This window comes from Klebsiella sp. CN_Kp104 (assembly GCF_040064515.1).
GTDB classification, from domain to species: Bacteria; Pseudomonadota; Gammaproteobacteria; order Enterobacterales; family Enterobacteriaceae; genus Klebsiella; species Klebsiella aerogenes.
On sequence record NZ_JBEAII010000044.1, the window covers coordinates 1 to 24,236 of the forward strand.

The 24,236-nt window shown below is 55.9% G+C and carries 18 protein-coding genes and 1 riboswitch; of the genes, 12 read left to right on the forward strand and 6 right to left on the reverse strand.

The features are described from left to right. Positions 1 to 398: 398 nt before the first annotated feature. The 5 genes from ABLU80_RS22530 (at position 399) to aceK (ending at position 6,927) form a co-directional block, all read left to right on the forward strand. A complete protein-coding gene (locus ABLU80_RS22530) occupies positions 399 to 788 on the forward strand; it encodes a YjaA family stress response protein (protein WP_047080173.1) in 390 nt (129 codons plus the stop codon). A 126-nt stretch (positions 789 to 914) separates the two neighbouring features. Beyond that, complete coding sequence (gene metA, locus ABLU80_RS22535) at positions 915 to 1,844, forward strand: homoserine O-succinyltransferase (RefSeq protein ID WP_015368802.1); 930 nt, start codon at positions 915 to 917, stop codon at positions 1,842 to 1,844. 260 nt (positions 1,845 to 2,104) lie between these two features. Then, positions 2,105 to 3,706 (forward strand): malate synthase A, encoded by a 1,602-nt coding sequence (gene aceB / locus ABLU80_RS22540; RefSeq protein WP_020079890.1) that lies wholly within the window; start codon positions 2,105 to 2,107, stop codon positions 3,704 to 3,706. Between the two features lie 31 nt (positions 3,707 to 3,737). Then, positions 3,738 to 5,042, forward strand: a complete 1,305-nt coding sequence (aceA, locus tag ABLU80_RS22545) for an isocitrate lyase (protein ID WP_015368800.1) — start codon at positions 3,738 to 3,740, stop codon at positions 5,040 to 5,042. 100 nt (positions 5,043 to 5,142) lie between these two features. After that, positions 5,143 to 6,927, forward strand: a complete 1,785-nt coding sequence (gene aceK / locus ABLU80_RS22550) for a bifunctional isocitrate dehydrogenase kinase/phosphatase (RefSeq protein ID WP_047080176.1) — start codon at positions 5,143 to 5,145, stop codon at positions 6,925 to 6,927. Between the two features lie 51 nt (positions 6,928 to 6,978). Here the strand turns inward: aceK and iclR are convergent, their stop codons facing one another. After that, positions 6,979 to 7,809, reverse strand: coding sequence for a glyoxylate bypass operon transcriptional repressor IclR (gene iclR / locus ABLU80_RS22555; RefSeq protein WP_045389510.1), 831 nt, complete (start codon positions 7,807 to 7,809; stop codon positions 6,979 to 6,981). A 195-nt stretch (positions 7,810 to 8,004) separates the two neighbouring features. On the opposite strand from iclR, the gene metH reads away from it, so the two are divergent. Together metH and ABLU80_RS22565 are read left to right on the forward strand one after the other, a co-directional pair. After that, entirely contained in the window at positions 8,005 to 11,688 is a 3,684-nt protein-coding gene (gene metH, locus ABLU80_RS22560; protein WP_020079886.1) for a methionine synthase, read from the forward strand. 130 nt (positions 11,689 to 11,818) lie between these two features. Further along, entirely contained in the window at positions 11,819 to 13,450 is a 1,632-nt protein-coding gene (locus tag ABLU80_RS22565) for a Na/Pi cotransporter family protein (protein WP_348850488.1), read from the forward strand. Between the two features lie 70 nt (positions 13,451 to 13,520). Here the strand turns inward: ABLU80_RS22565 and pepE are convergent, their stop codons facing one another. Further along, on the reverse strand, positions 13,521 to 14,210 hold the full coding sequence (gene pepE / locus ABLU80_RS22570; protein WP_015368795.1) for a dipeptidase PepE: 690 nt from the start codon (positions 14,208 to 14,210) through the stop codon (positions 13,521 to 13,523). Positions 14,211 to 14,355: 145 nt separating this feature from the next. Here pepE and ABLU80_RS22575 point away from each other — a divergent pair, with 145 nt between their 5' ends. Beyond that, a complete protein-coding gene (locus ABLU80_RS22575) occupies positions 14,356 to 14,601 on the forward strand; it encodes a YmjA family protein (protein WP_015368794.1) in 246 nt (81 codons plus the stop codon). Between the two features lie 61 nt (positions 14,602 to 14,662). After that, entirely contained in the window at positions 14,663 to 15,541 is an 879-nt protein-coding gene (rluF, locus tag ABLU80_RS22580; protein ID WP_015368793.1) for a 23S rRNA pseudouridine(2604) synthase RluF, read from the forward strand. Here the strand turns inward: rluF and ABLU80_RS22585 are convergent. From ABLU80_RS22585 to rtcR, 3 genes are all read right to left on the reverse strand, one after another. Next, positions 15,538 to 15,810 (reverse strand): DUF3811 domain-containing protein, encoded by a 273-nt coding sequence (locus ABLU80_RS22585; RefSeq protein ID WP_020079883.1) that lies wholly within the window; start codon positions 15,808 to 15,810, stop codon positions 15,538 to 15,540. The genes rluF and ABLU80_RS22585 overlap by 4 nt on opposite strands. Before the next feature lie 124 nt (positions 15,811 to 15,934). Further along, positions 15,935 to 16,864 (reverse strand): ketopantoate/pantoate/pantothenate transporter PanS, encoded by a 930-nt coding sequence (panS, locus tag ABLU80_RS22590; RefSeq protein WP_020079882.1) that lies wholly within the window; start codon positions 16,862 to 16,864, stop codon positions 15,935 to 15,937. A 125-nt stretch (positions 16,865 to 16,989) separates the two neighbouring features. Beyond that, entirely contained in the window at positions 16,990 to 18,561 is a 1,572-nt protein-coding gene (gene rtcR / locus ABLU80_RS22595; RefSeq protein WP_015368788.1) for an RNA repair transcriptional activator RtcR, read from the reverse strand. 453 nt (positions 18,562 to 19,014) lie between these two features. On the opposite strand from rtcR, the gene ABLU80_RS22600 reads away from it, so the two are divergent. The 3 genes from ABLU80_RS22600 to ABLU80_RS22610 are packed head-to-tail and all read left to right on the forward strand — an operon-like array spanning position 19,015 to position 22,168. Then, positions 19,015 to 20,157 carry a slipin family protein gene (locus ABLU80_RS22600; RefSeq protein WP_032715431.1) on the forward strand — a complete coding sequence of 381 codons (1,143 nt, stop codon included), beginning with the start codon at positions 19,015 to 19,017 and terminating at the stop codon, positions 20,155 to 20,157. Further along, positions 20,147 to 21,373: an RtcB family protein gene (locus ABLU80_RS22605; protein WP_015704030.1), complete on the forward strand. Its 1,227-nt coding sequence runs from the start codon at positions 20,147 to 20,149 to the stop codon at positions 21,371 to 21,373. The genes ABLU80_RS22600 and ABLU80_RS22605 overlap by 11 nt, the downstream gene beginning before the upstream one ends. Before the next feature lie 6 nt (positions 21,374 to 21,379). Next, the gene (locus ABLU80_RS22610; RefSeq protein WP_015704031.1) at positions 21,380 to 22,168 is read left to right on the forward strand and encodes a nucleotidyltransferase domain-containing protein; all 789 of its coding nucleotides are present in this window, start codon (positions 21,380 to 21,382) and stop codon (positions 22,166 to 22,168) included. A gap of 57 nt (positions 22,169 to 22,225) precedes the next feature. Here ABLU80_RS22610 and lysC read toward each other — a convergent pair whose 3' ends face one another. Further along, positions 22,226 to 23,575: a lysine-sensitive aspartokinase 3 gene (lysC, locus tag ABLU80_RS22615; RefSeq protein ID WP_015704032.1), complete on the reverse strand. Its 1,350-nt coding sequence runs from the start codon at positions 23,573 to 23,575 to the stop codon at positions 22,226 to 22,228. 183 nt (positions 23,576 to 23,758) lie between these two features. Further along, positions 23,759 to 23,992: riboswitch (Lysine riboswitch) on the reverse strand. Positions 23,993 to 24,236 lie beyond the last annotated feature (244 nt).

Below are 24,236 nucleotides of genomic sequence, written 5' to 3' on the forward strand. Positions count from 1 at the left end.
TGCCAGGCATCAAATAAAACGAAAGGCTCAGTCGGAAGACTGGGCCTTTTGTTTTATCTGTTGTTTGTCGGTGAGTGCTCTCCGGAGCAGGACAAATCCGCCGGGAGCGGATTTGAACGTTGCGCAGCAACGGCCCGGAGGGTGGCGGGCAGGACGCCCGCCATAAACTGCCAGGCATCAAACAAGAAGAACCCCGTACCGGAAGGTGCGGGGTTTTTTGCTGTGTGGCGTCTATCTCCCCGGTGGCGCTGCGCTTACCGGGGCTACCGATTGTTCCCCGGCCTGCACCGCCTCCGGGGAAATCCCGCGCCCTATTCCGAAACTTGATACGGAGCGTCTAAAGTCTCCTGTCAGCTGTTATTATCCTCTCAGGATCTTGCTGAAACAGGAAAGGATGCGTGACCATCTTATATATCTCGTTGTATAAAAATCGAATGACCGTACGCAACCTCGATGATAGCCGCGAATACAGTGGCAGCGGGGCATTTAGCAATCAACGTCTCCTCGTGGCACAGTTTTTTGCCGCGCATGACGTCTTATATCCCCTGATCCAACAACAAAAAGGCGAAAACTGGCTGGCGCGTTTGCTGAAAAGGAAGCGCTTTCGCATTCTGGTCGATGCCATGGAGTTAAATGAAGGAGGGTTATCACAAGTCGAAGAGCGCGCAATAATGGAAATGGTTGCCAGCGCCGTATCAATGCGTTACCGCCAGCTTGAAGTTCGCTGCAGCAGCCATGTACGCAATGATGTTGAAGTTCGTGCGTTGCTGGCTAATTCCACGCTCTGACGGCTGTTGTCGATATTGAAACTTTCTCACCTTCCGCTTGCAGACTCGACATTTTGTTTATTCCTGGTTATTGTCAGCTATCTGGATGTCTAAACGTTTATACGTATGTAATGAGGTGATACAGCTATGCCAATTCGGGTGCAGGACGAGCTACCGGCCGTCAATTTCTTGCGCGATGAAAACGTCTTCGTGATGACCACATCGCGTGCTACAACTCAGGAAATCCGCCCGCTGAAGGTGTTAATTCTCAATCTGATGCCCAAGAAGATCGAGACGGAGAATCAGTTCCTGCGGCTGCTGTCGAACTCGCCGCTGCAGGTTGATATCCAGCTGCTACGCATCGATGCGCGTGAGTCGCGTAATACGCCAACGGAGCACCTGAATAACTTTTACTGCAATTTCGAAGATATTCGCGAGCAGAACTTCGATGGTCTGATTGTTACCGGTGCGCCGTTGGGGCTGGTCGAGTTTAACGATGTTGCCTACTGGCCGCAGATTAAACAGGTACTGGAGTGGGCTAAGGATCACGTCACGTCAACGCTATTTGTCTGTTGGGCGGTACAGGCGGCACTGAATATTCTGTATGGCATCCCCAAGCAAACTCGTACCGAAAAGATCTCTGGCGTTTATGAACATCATATTTTGCACCCGCATGCGCTGCTGACTCGCGGGTTTGATGACACCTTCCTTGCGCCTCATTCGCGCTATGCCGACTTCCCGGCCGGGCTGATTCGTGACTACACTGACCTCGATATTCTTGCTGAAACCGAAGATGGCGATGCCTATCTGTTCGCCAGCAAAGACAAGCGTATCGCTTTTGTTACCGGTCACCCTGAATACGATCCGCATACCCTGGCAAGTGAATACTTCCGCGATCTGGAGGCAGGTTTAGCGCCACAGCTTCCGGACAACTACTTCCCGAATAACGATCCAAACAATAAACCGCGGGCGACCTGGCGCAGTCATGGCAATCTCCTGTTTGCTAACTGGCTTAACTATTACGTCTACCAAATCACACCATACGATCTGCGTCATATGAATCCAACGCTGGATTAATCTACCAGCGCGTACGATCCTAAAGCGTTTCAGCATCTCGCCTCAGGCACCTTCGGGTGCCTTTTTTATTTCCGAAAATCACTTCCCCTTCTATTTAAACTTTAATTTCTTTGTTATCAAGATGTTGTATAAATTTTAAATTGAAAATGGAAATTGTTTTTGATTTTGGAAAATTCTTGAGTAGTCTTAATTGTGCTGAGCGAAAAGCAGACAACGATCTTTCGTTCGCGCTACCAGGATCAAACAAGAGGAGCTGCACAATGACGCACCAGGCGACAATGACCGATGAACTGGCCTTCAGCCAGCCTTATGGCGAGCAGGAGAAGCAAATTCTGACTGCGGAAGCGGTGGAGTTCCTGACGGAACTGGTGAGCCGCTTTATGCCTGAGCGTAATCAACTGTTGGCGGTACGCGTCCAGCAACAGCAGGCCATTGATGAGGGTAATCTTCCTGATTTTATTTCGGAAACGGCTTCCATTCGGAATGGTGACTGGAAGATACGAGGTATTCCGGCCGATTTACAGGACCGCCGCGTAGAAATTACCGGTCCGGTAGAACGCAAGATGGTAATTAACGCCCTGAATGCTAACGTTAAAGTCTTTATGGCTGATTTCGAAGACTCGCTGGCGCCGGATTGGCACAAAGTCATTGATGGCCAAATCAATCTGCGCGATGCGGTCAACGGCACCATCAGCTACACCAACGAAGCGGGGAAAATTTATCAGTTGCAGCCCGATCCGGCGGTTCTGGTCTGCCGCGTTCGCGGCCTGCATCTGCCGGAAAAACACGTTACCTGGCGTGGTGAGGCGATTCCCGGCAGTCTGTTCGATTTTGCGCTCTATTTCTTCCACAACTACCAGGCACTGCTGGCGAAAGGGAGCGGCCCCTATTTCTATCTGCCGAAAACCCAGTCCTGGCAAGAGGCGGCATGGTGGAGCAAAGTCTTCAGTTTCACCGAAGATCGTTTTGAACTGCCGCGCGGCACCATTAAGGCTACTTTGCTGATTGAAACACTGCCGGCAGTGTTCCAGATGGATGAAATCCTGCATGCGCTGCGCGACCATATTGTTGGCCTGAACTGCGGGCGCTGGGACTATATCTTCAGCTATATCAAGACGCTGAAAAATCACCCCGATCGTGTCCTGCCGGATCGCCAGGTGGTGACGATGGATAAACCTTTCCTGAGCGCCTATTCACGCCTGCTGATTAAGACTTGCCATAAGCGCGGCGCCTTCGCGATGGGCGGTATGGCGGCGTTTATCCCGAGCAAAGACGCCGAGCGCAATCGTCAGGTGCTGAATAAAGTCACCGCCGATAAAGAGCTGGAGGCTAACAATGGCCACGATGGCACCTGGATTGCGCATCCGGGACTGGCGGATACGGCAATGGATGTCTTTAACCGCGTACTGGGTGAACATCCTAACCAGCTGTTTGTTACCCGCAATGACGACGCGCCGATTACCGCCGAGCAGTTGCTGGCTCCCTGCGAGGGCGAGCGTACTGAAGCCGGCATGCGCGCCAATATCCGCGTGGCGGTGCAGTACATCGAGGCCTGGATCTCCGGCAACGGCTGCGTACCGATTTACGGCCTGATGGAAGATGCGGCGACGGCTGAGATTTCGCGTACCTCTATCTGGCAGTGGATCCATCATCAGAAAACCCTGAACGACGGCACACCGGTTACCAAGGCGCTGTTCCGCCAGTGGCTGGCTGAAGAGCTGATGGTGATTCAGGAAGAGTTGGGGGAACACCGCTTCAGCCACGGTCGCTTTGACGATGCGGCGCGGCTGATGGAGCAAATCACCACTTCCGACGAACTGATCGACTTCTTGACGTTGCCAGGTTACCGCCTGCTGGCGTAATTCACCCCATCACAATATGGAGCATCTGCACATGAAAACCCGTACCCAACAAATCGAAGAATTAAACAAAGAGTGGACGAACCCGCGCTGGGAAGGCATTACCCGCCCATACAGCGCGGAAGAGGTGGTGAAGTTACGCGGCTCGGTGAACCCGGAATGCACGCTGGCGCAGCTTGGCGCGGCGAAAATGTGGCGTCTGCTGCATGGTGAAGCGAAAAAGGGTTATATCAACAGCCTTGGCGCGTTAACCGGCGGCCAGGCGCTGCAGCAGGCGAAGGCGGGCATTGAAGCCATCTACTTGTCTGGCTGGCAGGTCGCCGCCGACGCCAACCTGGCCTCCAGTATGTACCCGGATCAATCGTTGTACCCGGCTAACTCGGTGCCATCGGTGGTTGATCGGATCAATAACACCTTCCGTCGCGCCGATCAGATCCAGTGGGCGGCGGGGATTGAGCCGAACGATCCGCGTTTTATCGACTATTTCCTGCCGATCGTCGCCGATGCGGAAGCCGGTTTTGGCGGCGTGCTGAACGCCTTTGAGCTGATGAAATCGATGATTGCGGCCGGTGCAGCGGCCGTGCATTTCGAAGATCAGCTGGCGTCGGTGAAGAAGTGCGGACATATGGGCGGCAAGGTGCTGGTGCCGACACAAGAGGCGATTCAGAAGCTGGTCGCCGCGCGCCTGGCGGCGGATGTGATGGGCGTGCCGACGCTGCTTATCGCCCGTACCGACGCTGATGCCGCTGACCTGATTACCTCGGATTGCGATCCTTACGATCGGGAATTTATCTCCGGCGATCGCACCAGCGAAGGTTTTTATCGCACCCATGCCGGTATCGAACAGGCAATTAGCCGCGGCCTGGCCTACGCCCCTTACGCTGACCTGGTATGGTGTGAAACCTCTAAACCGGACATTGAACAGGCACGCCGTTTCGCCGAAGCGATCCACGCCCGCTTCCCGGGCAAGCTGCTGGCCTATAACTGCTCGCCGTCCTTTAACTGGAAGAAAAATCTCGACGATAAAACCATCGCCAGCTTCCAGCAGCAGCTGTCGGACATGGGCTATAAATTCCAGTTCATTACCCTGGCGGGTATTCACAGCATGTGGTTCAACATGTTCGACCTGGCCCACGCCTACGCGCAGGGCGAAGGGATGCGTCACTACGTCGAAAAAGTTCAGCAGCCGGAGTTTGCCGCCGGGCCGGAAGGCTACACCTTCGTGTCGCATCAGCAGGAGGTGGGTACCGGGTACTTCGATAAAGTGACCACCATTATCCAGGGGGGGACCTCGTCGGTAACGGCACTGACCGGCTCGACCGAAGAATCGCAGTTTTAAGCAATGCCCGGTGGCGCAGTGCTTACCGGGCCTACAAAGGTGTAGGCCGGATAAGCGAACGCGCCATCCGGCATGATGTTGTGCCGGATGGGGGAAAGCGATGACGCGTGGCCTGGAACTACTGATTGCCCAAACCATTTTACAGGGATTCGACGCCCAGTATGGGCGTTTTCTGGAAGTCACTTCCGGCGCGCAGCAGCGCTTTGAACAGGCTGACTGGCACGCCGTGCAGCAGGCGATGAAGCAGCGTATCCACCTCTACGATCACCACGTGGGTCTGGTGGTAGAACAGCTGCGCTGTATTACCGAAGGGAAAAGTACCGACGTCGATTTTCTTCTGCGGGTGAAACAGCAGTACACCCAACTTTTGCCGGATTACCCTCGCTTTGAAATTGCGGAGAGCTTTTTCAACTCGGTCTACTGCCGACTGTTTGACCACCGCTCGCTGACCCCCGAGCGGCTCTTTATTTTCAGCTCCCAGCCGGAACGGCGTTTTCGCACGATTTCGCGACCTCTGGCGAAGGACTTTTATCCCGAACGCGGCTGGGAATACCTGATGTATAACCTGCTTGCCGATTTGCCGCTGCGCCTGCCGTGGCAAAACAAAGCGCGTGATATCGGTTATATCGTCAGTCATTTACGCGAAGCGCTTGGCGGCGAGTTGCTGTCGCAGTCGCATCTGCAGGTGGCGAATGAGCTGTTTTACCGTAATAAAGCCGCCTGGCTGGTGGGTAAACTGATTACGCCGATGGCGACGCTGCCGTTCCTGCTGCCGATACATCGTAGCGATGACGGTCAGCTGTTTGTGGATACCTGCCTGACGACCCACGCCGAGGCGAGTATCGTCTTTGGTTTCGCCCGCTCCTATTTCATGGTTTACGCGCCGCTGCCCGCGGCGCTGGTTGAATGGCTGCGCGAGATTCTGCCGGGAAAAACTACCGCCGAGCTATATATGGCGATTGGCTGTCAGAAGCATGCTAAAACGGAAAGTTATCGCGAGTACCTGCACTATGTTACCCGCAGCGATGAGCAGTTTATTGAAGCGCCAGGCATCCGAGGGATGGTGATGTTGGTCTTTACCCTGCCGGGATTCGACCGGGTATTTAAGGTGATTAAAGACCGCTTTGCGCCGCAAAAAGAGATGACTGCCGCCCACGTCCGCGCCTGCTATCAGCTGGTCAAAGAACACGACCGCGTCGGGCGGATGGCGGATACTCAGGAATTTGAAAACTTTGTGCTCGATAAGCGGCAAATTGCGCCCGAGCTAATGACGCTGTTGCAGGCGGAAGCGGGAAATAAGTTGACTGACCTCGGCGATCGCATTGCCATTAGCCATCTTTATATTGAACGACGGATGGTGCCGCTCAATATCTGGCTGGAGCAGGTGGAAGGCCAGGCGCTGCGCGACGCGGTAGAAGAGTATGGTAATGCCATTCGCCAACTGGCGGCCGCCAATATCTTCCCCGGCGACATGCTGTTCAAAAACTTCGGCGTCACGCGCCACGGGCGGGTAGTATTCTACGATTACGATGAAATTTGCTACATGACCGAAGTGAATTTTCGCGATATTCCGCCGCCGCGCTATCCGGAAGATGAGCTGGCTAGTGAACCCTGGTATAGCGTGTCCCCTGGCGATGTCTTCCCGGAAGAGTTCCGTCACTGGTTGTGCGCCGATCCGCGGATCGGGCCGCTACTGGAGGAGATGCACGCCGATTTGCTGCGTGCCGATTACTGGCGCGAATTACAGACGCGAATTAAAAACGGGCACGTGGAAGATGTTTACGCTTACCGGCGTAAGCAGCGTTTTAGCGTGCGCTATGGCGCCGACAGTAGGCCGGATAAGGCGTTTACGCCGCCATCCGGCAAGGTGCGCCGATCTGCCTGATGGCGCTACGCTTATCAGGCCTACTTAAAATGCCCCTTTGGGGCATTTTTATTATTTAACCCCGCCGTATGCCAACGTGACTTCCTTGGCGGCCTTAATGACCAATGCGCCAAGCTCGGTCACCCGGTCATCGGTCATGCGCGAAATCGGCCCGGAGATGGAGATAGCGGCGAACGGCTCGCGGTGTTCGTCGTAAATGCAGGAGGCGATACAGCGCAGCCCCAGCGCATGTTCTTCATCATCAAATGAATAGCCGCGTTTACGCGTTTGGGCCAAATCTTCTTTCAAATGTACCGGAGAAACCAGGGTGGCGTGGGTGTAAGCGTGCAGCCCTTTCCGATGTAGCAGCGTGGTGACCTCTTCTTCGCTCAACTGCGACAGAAACGCTTTTCCGGCGCCTGACGCGTGCATCGGCAATTTGCCGCCAATCGGCGCCGACATGCGCATCAGCTGCGTACATTGCACCTGGTCGATGATAATCGCCTGATGATCGCTTTTATCCAGCACCGCCAGGTTGACCGTTTCGCCGGAATCTTCCATCAGCTGGCGCAGAATAGGATGGACGATGGCCAGCAGATTGCGGCTTTGCAGGAAGCTGCTGCCGACGACAAACGCATGCGCGCCAATCGCCCAGTGCCCCAGATCGCCGACCTGGCGCACAAAACCGAGCTGCTGCATGGTGGTGAGCAGACGATGGGTCGTGGAGTTAGGTAGCCCCGCCTGCTGCGCCAGTTCGGTGAGCGCGACGCTGCTATGCGATTCAGAAATCCATTCAAGCAGTTTTAAGCCGCGGGTAAGCGACTGCACTTGCCCGCCGGCCTGCGCGGCAGGGGCGGCAGTGGCGGGTTTTCTGCCGCGTTTGGCGGGAACCGGGGTAGCCATGATGAACTCCTTTTTTCTGTATCGTGGAAATGATTTTCGTTTTATTTGGCGATAATGCAATCACAACCAGACTGATCGGAGGAGTGAAGTTGAACTTGTCTCATGTTGCTGCAGGTTTCCTTTTCCGGCAGGTTGGTTTATGCCAGTATGGTTTGTTGGCTTTTTGGTCTGAGTTGAGCGCTGTCGGGAGTCTGTGTGAGTAACAAAGTAGAACAATTACATCAGCAGTTAAGAGAACGCATTCTGGTTCTGGACGGGGGCATGGGCACCATGATCCAGGGCTATCGTCTGAGTGAGCAGGATTTCCGCGGCGAACGCTTTGCCGATTGGCCGTGCGACCTGAAAGGCAATAACGACCTGCTGGTCCTCAGCAAGCCTGAGGTTATTCGCGAGATCCACGACGCCTATTTCGCCGCCGGCGCGGATATTATCGAGACCAATACCTTCAACTCGACAACCATCGCGATGGCGGATTACCAAATGGAATCCCTGTCGGCGGAAATCAACTTTGCCGCCGCAAAGCTGGCCCGCGCCAGCGCCGACGCGTGGACCGCGCGTACGCCGGAAAAACCGCGCTATGTGGCGGGGGTGCTCGGGCCGACCAACCGCACCGCTTCTATTTCTCCGGACGTCAACGATCCGGCATTTCGGAATATCACGTTCGATCAGCTGGTGGCCGCCTATCGTGAATCCACCAAAGCGCTGGTGGAAGGCGGCTCGGATCTCATTCTTATTGAAACGGTCTTTGACACCCTGAACGCCAAAGCGGCGATTTTCGCGGTCAAAGAAGAATTTGAGGCGCTCGGCGTCGAGTTGCCGATTATGATTTCCGGCACTATCACCGATGCTTCCGGACGTACACTGTCCGGGCAGACGACCGAAGCGTTCTATAATTCGCTGCGCCACGCCGATGCCCTGACCTTCGGCCTGAACTGCGCGCTGGGGCCGGATGAGCTGCGCCAGTACGTGCAGGAGCTTTCGCGGATCGCCGAATGCTACGTTACCGCGCACCCGAACGCCGGCCTGCCGAACGCCTTCGGCGAATACGATTTGGATGCCGATACCATGGCGGCGCAAATACGCGAATGGGCGCAGGCTGGTTTCCTTAATATCGTCGGCGGTTGCTGCGGCACCACCCCGGAACATATCGCCGCCATGAGCCGGGCGGTAGAAGGCTTGCCGCCGCGCCAGCTGCCGGAACTGCCGGTCGCCTGCCGTCTATCGGGGCTTGAGCCGCTGAACATCGGCGATGATAGTCTGTTCGTCAACGTGGGCGAGCGGACCAACGTCACCGGCTCCGCTAAATTTAAGCGCTTAATCAAAGAAGAGAAATACAGCGAAGCGCTGGACGTGGCGCGTCAGCAGGTGGAAAGCGGCGCGCAGATTATCGATATCAACATGGATGAGGGGATGCTCGATGCCGAAGCGGCGATGGTGCGTTTCCTCAACCTGATAGCGGGTGAACCGGATATTGCCCGCGTGCCGATTATGATCGACTCCTCCAAGTGGGAAGTCATCGAAAAAGGGCTCAAGTGCATTCAGGGCAAGGGCATCGTTAACTCGATCTCGATGAAAGAGGGCGTCGAACCCTTTATTCATCACGCTAAGCTGGTTCGCCGCTACGGCGCGGCAATGGTGGTCATGGCCTTTGATGAAGTAGGCCAGGCCGATACCCGCGAGCGCAAAATCGAAATTTGCCGTCGCGCCTACAAAATCCTCACCGAAGAGGTCGGCTTCCCGCCGGAAGATATCATCTTCGACCCCAACATTTTTGCCGTCGCTACCGGTATTGAAGAGCACAACAACTACGCTCAGGACTTTATCGGCGCCTGCGAAGACATCAAACGCGAGCTGCCGCATGCGCTGATTTCCGGCGGCGTCTCCAACGTGTCGTTCTCGTTCCGCGGTAACGATCCGGTACGTGAAGCGATCCACGCCGTCTTCCTCTACTACGCTATCCGCAACGGTATGGATATGGGCATCGTCAATGCCGGCCAGCTGGCGATATACGACGATCTGCCTGGCGAGCTGCGCGACGCGGTTGAAGATGTGATCCTTAACCGCCGCGATGACAGTACCGAAAGATTGCTTGAGCTGGCGGAAAAATATCGCGGCAGCAAAGCGGACGATAGCGCGAACGCTCAGCAGGCGGAATGGCGCAGCTGGGAGGTGAAAAAGCGTCTTGAATACTCGCTGGTCAAAGGGATTACCGAATTTATCGAGCAAGATACGGAAGAGGCGCGCCAGCAGGCCGAACGGCCGATTGAGGTGATTGAAGGGCCGCTGATGGACGGCATGAACGTGGTCGGCGATCTGTTCGGCGAAGGCAAAATGTTCTTGCCACAGGTGGTAAAATCCGCGCGGGTGATGAAACAGGCGGTGGCCTACCTCGAACCTTACATCGAAGCCAGCAAAGAACAAGGCTCCAGCAACGGTAAGATGGTGATCGCCACCGTGAAGGGCGATGTACACGATATTGGTAAAAACATCGTCGGCGTAGTGCTGCAGTGCAACAACTACGAAATTATCGATCTCGGCGTGATGGTGCCGGCAGAGAAAATCCTGCGTACCGCGCGCGAAGAAAACGCCGATCTGATTGGTCTCTCCGGGCTTATCACGCCGTCGCTGGACGAAATGGTCAACGTGGCGAAAGAGATGGAGCGTCAGGGCTTTACCATCCCGCTGCTGATTGGCGGAGCGACGACCTCGAAAGCCCATACCGCGGTGAAAATCGAACAGAACTACAGTGGCCCGACGGTCTACGTGCAGAACGCCTCGCGTACCGTAGGCGTGGTTTCAGCCCTGCTGTCGGCAACCCAGCGTGATGATTTTGTCGCTCGTACCCGTAAAGAGTATGAAACCGTGCGGATCCAGCACGGGCGTAAAAAGCCGCGCACGCCGCCGGTGACTCTGCAGGCAGCGCGGGAAAACGATCTGGCGTTTGACTGGGAGAGCTACACGCCGCCGGTAGCCCACCGTCTGGGCGTACAGGAGGTGGAAGCCAGCATCGAAACGTTGCGTAACTACATCGACTGGACGCCGTTCTTTATGACCTGGTCGCTGGCGGGCAAATATCCGCGTATCCTGGAAGATGAAGTGGTAGGTGAAGAGGCGCAACGCCTGTTTAAAGACGCCAACGATTTGCTGGATAAACTCAGCGCCGAAAAAACGCTCAACCCGCGCGGCGTGGTCGGGCTGTTCCCGGCCAACCGCGTTGGCGACGACGTGGAAATCTATCGTGATGAAACCCGCACCCACGTGCTGACGGTCAGCCATCACTTGCGCCAGCAAACGGAAAAAGTCGGTTTCGCGAACTACTGCCTCGCCGATTTTGTCGCGCCGAAGCTGAGCGGTAAAGCGGACTACATCGGGGCTTTCGCAGTAACCGGCGGGCTGGAAGAAGACGCGCTGGCGGAAGCCTATGAAGCGCAGCACGACGACTATAACAAGATCATGGTTAAGGCCATCGCCGACCGTCTGGCGGAAGCCTTCGCCGAGTATCTGCATGAGAAAGTGCGTAAGGTTTACTGGGGCTATGCGGCCAATGAGAACCTCAGCAATGAAGAGCTGATCCGCGAAAATTACCAGGGGATCCGCCCGGCGCCCGGTTATCCGGCCTGCCCGGAACACACCGAGAAAGCGACCATCTGGGAACTGTTGGATGTGGAAGCGCATACCGGCATGAAGCTCACCGAGTCCTTCGCCATGTGGCCTGGCGCATCGGTTTCCGGCTGGTACTTCAGCCATCCGGACAGCAAGTACTTCGCCGTGGCGCAGATCCAGCGCGACCAGGTGGAAGATTACGCCCTGCGTAAAGGGATGACGGCGGCGGAAGTTGAGCGTTGGCTCGCCCCTAACCTCGGCTATGATGCTGACTAACGAAATATGTTTCGTTACAACAAACAGGGCGCTCTTTGAGCGCCTTGTCTCTTTATTGAAGTTAACCCCTTATACTGAAGGGAGGTTTAAACCTCAGGAACACTTATAACGATAAGGAGAAGCTGATTCTGTGTTAACGCTGTTACACCTACTTTCCGCCGTAGCCCTACTGGTGTGGGGTACCCATATTGTGCGCACCGGCGTGATGCGCGTCTTTGGCGCACGCCTGCGTACCGTGCTCAGCAGTAGCGTGGAGAAAAAACCGCTCGCCTTCTGCGCGGGGATTGGCGTCACCGCGCTGGTGCAGAGCAGTAACGCCACCACCATGCTGGTGACGTCGTTTGTGGCCCAGGATCTGGTCGCGCTGGCGCCAGCGCTGGTCATGGTGCTGGGTGCGGATGTGGGGACGGCGCTGATGGCGAGGGTACTGACCTTCGACCTCTCCTGGCTATCGCCGCTGCTGATATTTATCGGCGTTATTTTCTTCCTCGGGCGTAAACAGACGCGCGCGGGTCAGCTTGGGCGGGTGGGTATCGGCCTCGGGCTTATCCTGCTGGCGCTGGAGCTTATCGTCCAGGCGGTGCATCCGATTACCCAGGCCAACGGTGTCCAGGTGATTTTCGCCTCGCTGACCGGCGATATCATGCTGGATGCGCTGATTGGCGCCGTGTTCGCCATTATCAGTTACTCCAGCCTGGCGGCCGTGCTGCTGACCGCAACGTTAACTGGCACCGGGGTGATCTCTTTCCCGGTGGCGCTATGCCTGGTCATCGGCGCTAACCTCGGCTCAGGCCTGCTGGCGATGCTTAACAACAGCGGCGCCAACGCGGCGGCGCGGCGGGTGGCGCTTGGCAGCCTGCTGTTCAAGCTGGTGGGGAGCTTGATAATTTTGCCATTTGTGCACGTACTGGCGGATGTCATGCACAAATTGCCGCTGGAAGAGTCGGAGCTGGTTATCTACTTCCACGTCTTCTACAACCTGATCCGCTGCGTGGCGATGGTGCCGTTCGCCGGGTCGATGGCGAACCTGTGTAAACGCCTGATCCGCGATGAGCCGGAGCTGGATAACCATCTCAAGCCGAAGCATCTGGATCCCTCGGCGTTGGATACGCCGGCATTGGCGTTGGCCAATGCCGCGCGTGAAACCCTACGTATCGGCGACGCCATGGAGCAGATGCTGGAAAGCCTGCGCAAGGTGATGCACGGCGAGCCGCGCGAAGAGAAAGAGTTGCGGCGGATGGCGGACGATATTAACGTGCTGTATACGGCGATTAAGCTTTATCTGGCGCGGATGCCGAAGGACGAGCTGGCGGAAGAGGAGTCGCGCCGCTGGGCGGAAATTATCGAGATGTCGCTCAACCTGGAGCAGGCGTCTGACATCGTCGAGCGAATGGGCAGCGAAATCGCCGATAAATCTCTGGCGGCGCGGCGCGCATTTTCCGTCGAGGGGCTAAAAGAGCTGGATGCGTTATACGAGCTACTGCTCAGTAACCTGCAGCTGGCAATGTCGGTCTTCTTTTCCGGCGACGTGCCGAGCGCCCGTCGGTTGCGCCGCAGTAAGCACCGTTTTCGTATTCTTAACCGCCGTTACTCGCACGCGCATGTTGACCGCCTGCATCAGCAAAACGTGCAGAGTATTGAAACCAGTACGTTGCATCTGGCGCTGCTGGGCGATATGAAGCGTCTGAACTCGCTGTTCTGCGCTGTTGCCTATAGCGTGATGGAGCAGCCGGATGAAGACGACGAGCGGGATGATTATTAGCGGGATTTACGCAGGGTAGCCCGGATAAGGCGCAACACGCCGCTATCCGGGTAATGTTCGCCAAACCAGCCTAGAAACGGTGTCCCGCGGCCAGGGTTACCGCTTCTTCTCCCGCTTTGAACAACAGCGTCGGGTTCGGGCCGCCGAGCGTGGCGTGTCCGTCGCTGACCTGAATCCAGTTCCCCTCCGGCAGGCCAATCACCGTTAATTCCGGCGCCACGACCAGCAATTCGCGAATACGTTGCTCGCGGGTCTCACCCTGATGCCCGGTCGGCAGCGCGTTGGTGAAGTGCGGGTTAATCTGCAGCGGGAACAGCCCTAACGCGTCAAACCCCTGAGGATCGACAATCGGCATATCGTTGGTGGTGCGAATGGTCGGGCAGGCGAGGTTAGATCCCGCGCTCCAGCCGATATACAACGCCCCGCGTTTGACGACGTCGACAATCGGCGCCAGCAGCCCGCGGCTGCGACACTCTTTCAGAAGCTGGAAGGTGTTCCCGCCGCCGACGATCACCATCTCGGTGTTTTCAATGGCGGCGATAGGGTCGGCGACGCTGTGAATACCGGTCACGCTGACGCCCATAGGCGCCATGACTGCGGCGGCTTTGGCGGTGTAATCATCCCAGCTTTGCGTCACCCCGGCGAAGGGAATAAATACCGCCGAACGGCGGCCTTTGACCTGGCCGGCAATCAGCGGCAGCGCATGTTCCATCCAGGCTTTGCCCGGTAGCGTTGAGTTACTAAGTAACAGCAGTTCCATCTTTTCATCCTGTGTAAGCATGTCATTTGACGCCGATTCTATCATTGGCCCGGCGTCGGGGCGCTGATATGGCTCACGGTGCAGATAAGCTGAATGCTATCATCGGGGTCGAAAGCGCAGATGCTAGCCACCCCGGAGACGACCTATGAACAATGAAATACCGCTGAAATATTATGACATCGTGGATGAGTACTCGACGGAGTGCGCAGAAGCGGTAAAAGATTCCGAGCGCGATTGTCTGGCGCATTACTTCCAGCTGCTGATTACGCGCTTAATGAATAACGAGGAGATCAGCGAGGAAGCGCAGCAGGAGATGGCCCGTGAAGCAGGCATTGCCGAACAGCGTATCGACGATATCGCCAATTTCCTCAATCAATGGGGTAATGAATAACGCTATCCCTGTTTTTTATCGCCAGTAAGGTGAGGTATATTTCGCTGTCAAAGGAGAAACTATGCTGACCGACTCATCTACTCGATTAAATAAATACATCAGCGAAAGCGGGATTTGCTCGCGTCGCGAAGCGGACCGCTTTATTGAACAAGGCAACGTCTTTATCAACGGTAAGCGCGCCGCCATTGGCGATCAAGTGAAGCCGGGCGATGTGGTGAAAGTCAACGGTCAGCTGATTGAGCCGCGAGAAGCCGATGATTTGGTGCTGATTGCGCTGAATAAGCCAGTAGGTATTGTCAGCACTACCGAAGATGGCGAGCGCGATAATATTGTCGACTTCGTGAACCACAGTAAACGTGTGTTCCCGATTGGCCGTCTCGATAAAGACTCCCAGGGGTTAATTTTCCTGACCAACCATGGCGATCTGGTCAACAAAATCCTGCGCGCCGGCAACGACCACGAAAAAGAGTATCTGGTCACCGTCGATAAGCCGGTTACCGATGAGTTTATTCGTGGCATGGGCGCGGGGGTGCCGATTCTTGGTACCGTGACCAAGAAATGTAAGGTCAAGAAAGAAGCGCCGTTCGTGTTCCGCATTACGCTGGTTCAGGGGTTAAACCGTCAGATCCGCCGCATGTGTGAGCATTTCGGCTATGAAGTCACGAAGCTGGAGCGGACGCGCATTATGAACGTTAGCCTGACGGGCATTCCCCTGGGTGAGTGGCGCGATTTAACCGATGATGAGCTGATCGACCTGTTCAAGCTGATTGAAAATTCCTCTTCCGAAGCGAAGCCAAAAGCTAAACCGAAGGCCAAAGCGGCGACCGCCGGGATCAAGCGCCCGGTGGTGAAGATGGAAAAAACCAACGATAAAGGAGGCCGCCCGGCCTCGAACGGTAAACGTTTCGCTCAGCCGGGACGTAAAAAGAAAGGCCGCTAACGCCTGCCGCGGGTCGGCGTATTCGCCGACCACGAAAATGTCGCCTCTTTGTCTACTTTGTAAGCCTGCTGTTTTTTCGCCTGGCGGGCTTTCTTCGCTTCCGCTTCGCGCAGCGCCATCAGCTTATCGATATATTCCTTTTTTACGCTGTTCGTTTCCGCATTGCTCAGCGGGCGGCCGTGCGCGATACGCGCGCGGTCCAACAGCGTTTTCAATTCGCGCTGTTCGCGCTCGGTCATCTCTTTTTGTGTAATGCGGGGGAGTGCCATGGTGGTGCCCTCAATCAGACCAGAGAACCCAGTGTACGGCAATAGGTGAATTACCGATAGCTTACCCTTGCGAGAATGCAAAGGAAGGGAAGACACGTCCGGGCATTTTCCCGGACGTATACGATTAGCGCTGGTTGCCTTTTTTGGTCGTCGGCTTACCGGACCAGTAACCCGCCAGCAGCGAGCCGGAAAGGTTATGCCATACCGAGAACAGCGCGCCGGGCAGGGCGGCCAGCGGGCCGAAGTAGATTTTCCCGAGGGCCGCGGCGAGGCCGGAGTTTTGCATACCCACTTCGATCGCCAGGGTGCGGCAGGTGGATTCATCAAAACCGAACAGGCGCCCGCCCCAGTAGCCGCCGAGCAGGCCGATGGCGTTATGCAGAATGACCGCCACGATGACTACCAGGCCAACCGAGGCGATATGCGATGCGGAACCGGCGACCACGGCGCTGATAATCGCCAGGATGCACAGCATGGAGAAGGCGGGAAGGAAGGGTTCCACCGCCTTTACCACTTTTGGCAACAGGTGATGGACAATCAGACCGAGGCCGATTGGGATCACCACGATTTGCAGGATGCTTAGCAGCATGCCCATCACATCGACCTGAATGTGCGCATCAACGTACAGGCGCGTCAGCAGCGGCGTGGCAACCACGCCAACCAGCGTAGAAACGGAAGAGATGGTTACCGACAGCGCGACATCGCCTTTCGCCAGGTAGATCATGACGTTGGATGCCGTGCCGCTGGCGACGCTGCCGACCAGCACCATCCCGGCGGAGAGTTCTGGCGGCATGTGGAACAGCAGCGCCAGTAGCCAGGCGGCGAGCGGCATCACCAGGTAATGCAGAAAAATTCCCGCAGCGACCGGCGCCGGACGTGACAGCACGCGCTTAAAATCGTCCAGCTTCAAATGGACGCCCATGCCGAACATAATCAGCATCAGCAGCGTGGTGACCCACGGGCCGATAGGGGTAAAAGTGGTTGGCGTGTAATAAGCCAGGACGGAGAGCAGCAGCGCCCATAAGGGGAACAGCCGCGTAAGCGTGGCGAGCATAGTGTATTCCTTGCGACAGTGTTTGTTGTGTTGATGTTGTTATAAAAAAGCCGGGTTCGAGCCCGGCTATAGCTATTGTTTATCGCGCTAAGGAATAATATTCAAACAAATTATGCTCATGATGATTAGCCCAGGCTTTCCCAACTGAGACCAAAGCGGGCGAGGTACTTGCGTAACCGGTCGGCATCATTCGGATTGGCCTTTTTCAGCCGGGAGACCGCAAACAACTCACGGCCGGCTTCAGATAGCGAAGCGCTGCGGCGGCAAACCTCCAGCACCGTTTCCAACTGACGGCGATCGAACAGATCGATCTCGTCGATGACGGCGGGAAGAGGATCGTTGATCTGCCAGCTCTCGCTCAGTCGCGAAATTTCCTCATCGACCACATCCAGCGTAATTCGGCCTTGTTCGGCGAGGGTCGCCATGCGGGTCACCGAGGCGCCAAGCTCGCGAAAATTTCCGCGCCACTGGGCCTGCGGCGAACTGGCGAAAGCCAAATAGCGCACGCGCGCGTCTTTATCAAAACGTATTTGCTGCTGTCTGGCGCTGGAGAAACGTTGCAATTCGTACTCAATATTGGGCGCAATATCTTCTCTACGCTGCGCCAGACCGGGTAGCGCAAAGCTCCACATGTTGATACGCGCGTATAAATCCTCACGAAAGCGGCCATCGGCGACCCACTGGCGCATGTCGCGGTGGGTACCAGCAATCAGTTGAAAATCACTGTGCACTTCTTTGTCGGAGCCAAACGGGAAAAAGCTTTTTTCTTCAATCGCTTTTAACAACATCGCCTGTTCATCGAGGCCCAGTTCGGCAATTTCATCGAGAAACAACACGCCGCCATCGGCCTCGCGTAGCAGGCCGCTACGCGCCGCTTGCGCGCCAGTAAAAGCGCCTTTGACGTGGCCGAAAAGCGTCGACATGGCGTTATCGCCACGCAGCGTGGCGCAGTTGATGGCGACAAACTTACCCGCCACCAGGTGGCGTGACTGGCGTAGCTGGAAAATGCGTTTCGCGAGAAAGGATTTGCCCGCGCCGGTAGGCCCGGTGAGTAGAATCGGATCGGTTGAACGCAGAGAAACCCGCTCAATGCGATCGATAAGCTTATTGAAGGTGGCGTTGCGGGTTTCAATCCCGTCCTTAAGAAATGAAACGGACTGCTGTTGTTCACGCTGAAAACGGCTGGTTAGAGTGGCATAGCGGCTTAAATCCAGATCGATAACCGAGGCGGTACCGGCCGCGATCTGCTCGTCGGTGGCGCCTTTTGGCGCCGGGCCGGTCTGCAGCAAACTGGCGGGCAGATAGCGCGCCTCGGTCAACAGGAACCAGCAGATCTGCGCCACGTGCGTTCCGGTGGTGATATGCACCAGATACTCTTCATTGTCGGTATCGAACGGGTAGCGGGTCGCAAAATCAAGAAAGGCGGCATACACCTCTTCGAAATCCCAGGGATTGGCGATGGCTACAGCATGCGGATGTACTTCGGTCTGTGGCGAAACCAACGCCACATCTTCGGCGAGCTGCTGCGCCATGCCGATGTCACGGGGCTGATGCAGTAGTTCCAGCCGATCAATGGGCATTTCAGCTTGTTGGCACAACCCAACCGTTGGCCGCCACTTGCGAAAACGGTTGGCGCGCTTGCCACGTTTATCGAGCACCGTCCCCAGTACGCCAATAACCACCCGACGTTTTCTCATGATTTATCCCACAAGATAAAATTAGATACTTAAGGATAAAAATATATCTTGCCGTAGGCAATCTGAATAGATGCTTAATAAATAAAAGTCATTAATTTTCATTTGGTTAATAAATTATTTTGTTGTTTTACGTTTTTGGCACGCTTCTGGCAATAACTCTATTGTCAACGCGCTGAAATGCAGGGGGTTAAACCCCGCCGGCGCTGTAGAAACGGCGCAGTCCGTTTTTCTGCCGCGTTCCGTCAGCAACTGACCACATAAGTGGAGGGTTCGATTCCCTCATTCATCTCCTCGATGAAACTGGTTGTAAATCAAAATAATAAACCGGGGAACTGCGTGTTTGGCAGTCCCCAAAGCAGGTTGCCGATAATAACGCCGGGCGCCAGGCAAAAGGGAGTTCCCCTGCCGCTTCGCCTTTGCATCCGCGCCTGCTCCATTTTTAAGGAACGAATAATGGCTAAGAAAATGACGATACGAAAAGGTCAATTAGGTCTGCTGGCGAAAGCGGGCGACTACTATCAGGTGCTGGAAGCCGGCGAGCATCGCTTACCGTGGTTTTCCACACCGGAAGTGCTGATCGTCACCACCGATGGCAGCGAAGTACCGCAGGCGTTGGCCGACTATATGCGCCGCTTCCAGCCTGAATGGATCGACCGTTACTGCCTGGCGGCTGATATGGCGGAAGAGGAAGCCGGCGCGCTGTATATCGATGGCGTACTGCAGGAGATCATCCCGCCAGCGACGCGCCGTCTGTACTGGCAATATGGCAATGCGCTGAAGCTGGTACGCATGGATACTCGCGCGGTGCTGGTACCCGCAGAGGTGATGAACGCGGTACTGCAACCTCGGCGCAGCGGCGCGGTAAAAGGGCGTGAGTCGATACTGACGGTACAGGTTCCTGCCTGGCATGTTGGGGTGTTGAAAATTGACGGCGAGCTGCAGAAAGCTCTACCGCCCGGCTTGACTGCCTACTGGAAGATTAACCATCTGCTGGAAGCCGAAGTGGTGGATACTCGTCTGCAGGTGCTGGAGGTCAGCGGTCAGGAGATCCTGACCAAAGACAAAGTTAATTTACGCCTGAATCTGGCGGCGAACTGGCGTTATCAAGACGTGCTGACGGCATTTTGCCAGTTAACTAAACCGCTGGATCATCTGTATCGTGAACTGCAGTTCGCGCTGCGCGAAGCGGTCGGTACACGTACGCTGGATGAGCTTCTGGAAAATAAACAGATGATTGATGAAGTGGTGAGCGCGCAGGTGAAAGAGCGTATGGCGCCATTCGGCATCGAGATCGCCTCGTTGGGAGTAAAAGATATCGTCCTGCCAGGCGACATGAAGGCCATTTTGTCGCAGTTGGTGGAAGCGGAGAAATCGGCCCAGGCCAACGTTATCCGCCGCCGGGAAGAGACGGCGGCAACTCGTTCTTTATTGAACACGGCCAAAGTAATGGAAAACAATCCGGTCGCCCTGCGCTTAAAAGAGCTTGAAACGCTCGAACGCGTCGCGGAGCGAATCGATAAAATCTCCGTATTTGGCGGGCTGGACCAGGTATTACATGGACTTATCAACATTAATGGAGTGAACCATGGCGCATAACGATTATCACCTGCTGACGGCGGAAAATAGTGCGCCGATCAAAATGTGGACCCGCGGCGTGCCGGTAGAGCCGGAAGCTCGCGTCCAGTTGCTGAATACGGCAAAAATGCCGTTTGTCTTTAAACATCTGGCGGTGATGCCGGACGTGCATCTCGGGAAAGGCTCGACCATTGGCAGCGTGATCCCGACAAAAGGGGCAATCATTCCGGCGGCCGTCGGCGTGGATATTGGCTGCGGTATGATGGCGGTGCGTACTTCGCTCATTGCCAGCGATCTGCCGGATAACCTGGGCGGATTGCGCAGCGCGATCGAGCAGGCGGTACCGCACGGGCGAACTAATACGCGCTCCCGGCGCGATAAAGGCGCCTGGGAGACGCCGCCGCAGGAAGTCGATCAGCAGTGGTCGCTACTGGCTCCGCGCTTTAAGCGGCTGACGGACAAATATCCGCAGTTGTTGAAAACCAATAATCATCAGCATCTCGGAACATTGGGTACCGGCAATCACTTTATTGAAGTGTGCCTGGATGAACAGCAGCGGGTATGGGTGATGCTGCATAGCGGTTCGCGCGGCGTCGGTAATGCTATCGGCAACCTGTTTATTACCCTGGCGCAGAACGATATGCAGCAGCATATCGCTAATCTGCCGGACAGAAATCTGGCCTACTTTCAGGAAGGTAGCCCGCACTACGAGGATTACATCGAGGCGGTGGAATGGGCGCAGGATTTCGCCAGGCATAATCGCGAGGTAATGATGGCGCGGGTACTGGCGGCGCTATCGGCCATTGTGACGAAACCGTTTATGACCCAGCAGGAGGCGGTCAATTGCCACCATAACTATGTGCAGAAAGAGCGGCACTTTGGCGAAGAGGTTCTGGTCACGCGTAAAGGCGCGGTATCGGCGCAGAAGGGGCAAATGGGCATCATTCCCGGCTCAATGGGGGCAAAAAGCTTCATTGTGCGCGGATTGGGTAATAAAGAGAGTTTCTGCTCATGTAGCCACGGCGCAGGACGCGTGATGAGCCGAACGGCGGCGAAAAAGCGGTTCACCGTCGCAGACCAGATCCGCACGACCGCCCATGTCGAATGCCGAAAAGATAGTGAGGTGATCGACGAAATTCCGCTGGCTTATAAAGACATTGAGGCGGTGATGGCCGCGCAATCGTCGCTGGTAGAGGTGGTACATACCCTGCGTCAGGTCGTCTGTGTTAAAGGATAAAAAATAATGAGTGAAAATAGCGTCGATGCCGCGATGCGCCAGCGCGTGCGGCGGCAGTTAGCCGACATAGAACAACGCTACCAGGTCAGGGTGCTGTATGCCTGTGAATCGGGTAGCCGCGGCTGGGGTTTTGCCTCGCCGGATAGCGATTATGATGTTCGCTTTTTATATGTTCATCAACCCGAATGGTATTTACGCGTGGAAGCGCAGCGCGATGTTATCGAACTGCCGATAGATGATGAGCTGGATGTCTGCGGCTGGGAGTGGCGCAAAGCGCTGGGGCTATTGAAAGCGGCGAACCCTACTCTTATAGAGTGGCTGGATTCACCGGTGGTGTATCAGCAGGACGCGTCGACAGTGGCGGCGTTAAAAGCGCTGGTGCCGCAGTGGTTTTCGCCGCTGCGCGCCCGTTGGCACTACTATTCAATGGCGCGGAAGAACTTTCGCGGCTACCTGCAGGGTGAGCAGGTACGGTTGAAAAAATACTTTTATGTACTGCGCCCGCTGTTGGCCGTGCGCTGGGTTGAAGCTGGTAAAGGCGTGCCGCCGATGCGTTTTAGCGAACTGCTGGCGGGTAGCGAACTGGAACCCGCACTGCGTAATGAAATCGATGAGCTGCTGGTTCGCAAACAACGTGCCGGCGAAGCAGAGTACGGTATACGACGCCCGCTTTTGCATGCCTTTATTCAACATGAGCTGGCGCGTGGCGAGGTAGCGCCGGAGCTGCCGGATAGCCGAACGGGGCGCGTTGAGCAACTCGATCGCTTGCTGATGAGCACGGTACTGGCGCCATAAAAAAGGCCCGGCTTCTGACGAAACCGGGCCTTTTGCTAACGGGCTTTCCCGTCGCGATTATTCAAACAAATTATGATGCAGCTTCTGCACCACTTTCTCCGCATCGTCGCCCGGCACCAGGAAGCACAGGTTGTGGCTGGATGCGCCGTAACAGATCATGCGGATATTGAACGGTTCCAGTACGCCAAACACCTCTTTACCGACGCCGCAGGCTTTCGACAGCTCGTTGCCGATCAGGGCGACCAGCGCCAGGTTTTCTTCCACTTCGACGCGGCACAGCGAAGAGAGTTCGGTCAGCAGCGCCTGGGTGAGCAGGGTGTCGCCAGCGGAGGTAGAACCTGTGGTGTCCATGGTCAGCGCAATGCTCACTTCCGAGGTGGTGATCAGATCGACGGAAATATTATGCCGCGCCAGAATACCGAACACTTCAGCAAGGAAGCCGCGGGAGTGCAGCATATGCAGGCTGTGCAGGGTCAGTAGCGTCTGACGACGACGCAGCGCCAGCGCGCGGAACAGCGGTGGATTTTCGGTTTTATGACAGACCAGCGTGCCGCCGGCTTTAGGTTCTTTGCTGGAGCCGACGAATACCGGAATATCGCTGCGTACGGCCGGCAGCAGGGTGGCCGGATGCAATACCTTGGCCCCGAACGTGGCCATCTCCGCGGCTTCAGCGAAAGCGATCACATCGATGCGTTTCGCCGCGGGCGCGACGCGCGGGTCGGTTGTGTAGATCCCTGGGACATCGGTCCAGATATCCACACGGCTGGCGTTTAAGGCCTCGCCGAGCAGCGCAGCGGTATAGTCGCTGCCGCCGCGACCAAGGGTAGTGGTGCGTCCTTTGGCTTCGCTGCCGATAAAGCCCTGGGTAATAACCAGGCCTTCTTGCAGGCGCGGCGCCAGTTGTTGTTGCGTTAGCTCCGCCAGCGCGGCGATATCCGGTTCGGCACGGCCGAAACGATCGTTGGTGCGCATCACTTTACGTACGTCGAACCACTGCGCCGCAATACCGCGTTCGCGCAGGATCTCAACGAACAGTAAGGTGGACATCAGTTCGCCGTGGCTCACCAGTTCATCGGTCAAGGCTTCCGAGCTGGCCAGCGAGGCGGCTTCCGCCAGGGTAGTAATGTTTTCCAGCAGACGTTCAATTTCTTCACGAATAACGTTGGGATAACGTAAACGCTCCAGAATATTGAACTGGATTTGGCGCATTTCATCGAGCTTAGCGAAACGTTCGGTGGGTTCCAGCCCTGCCGCTAAAGCAACTAAGATATTGGTAACGCCAGCCGATGCGGATAACACCACTACGCGGGTATTCGCATCCAGCAGCGCGACGTCGACGCTACGGTTCATCGCGTCGAAATCGGCCACGCTGGTGCCGCCGAACTTAGCAACAACTAAATCTGTCATAACAACCTCGTGTCAGGGGGCCTGACTTATTAAAACGATTCCTGAACAACCGCTCCTGGTTCGGGCTGGAAATAACCGGAGCGCTACAAAATGTCTTAATAAGCCAGGCCAAATTAACTCAGCCATGGCACAAGGGAAGAGCGAAAAGTAGGGTGGGCGCAGAGCGATAAACAAACTACGATGTCACCCAGAAGTGCTCCACCTTGTAGACCCGTTCGCCGATGACGCGCATCGGTTCGCGAGTATGAAACGCCCGACTGCGAACGTTTCTGGTGACAACCCAGGGGATTCAGCCCCTGTGGCCGGCGACAGACTTAACCAGATGCCTGTGCGCCTCGGCGTTGCTCCCCCTCACGTATTTTCCCCGGACTGGTTCCTCCAATACGGTTACCTGGGCAACGCACCTCTTCTGGCAATTACTGACGTCTTTCACTATGCCTGGGGGGAGACTGGTCATTATACCCCCCAGCGATACTCTTCGCTGTAGCGTGAAATGCGCGAGCAATACATACCTACGGTTCCGTAGGCAGTTCAGCTATATAAAGGCTTCCGGACGGGTATGTCAACGACAGGGTTATGCGGATTTTTCATGCATCGGCGGATAACAGAAAAAAGCCTAATGATCGCTATAATATGGGAGCTCTTTACCCTATTTCTGACC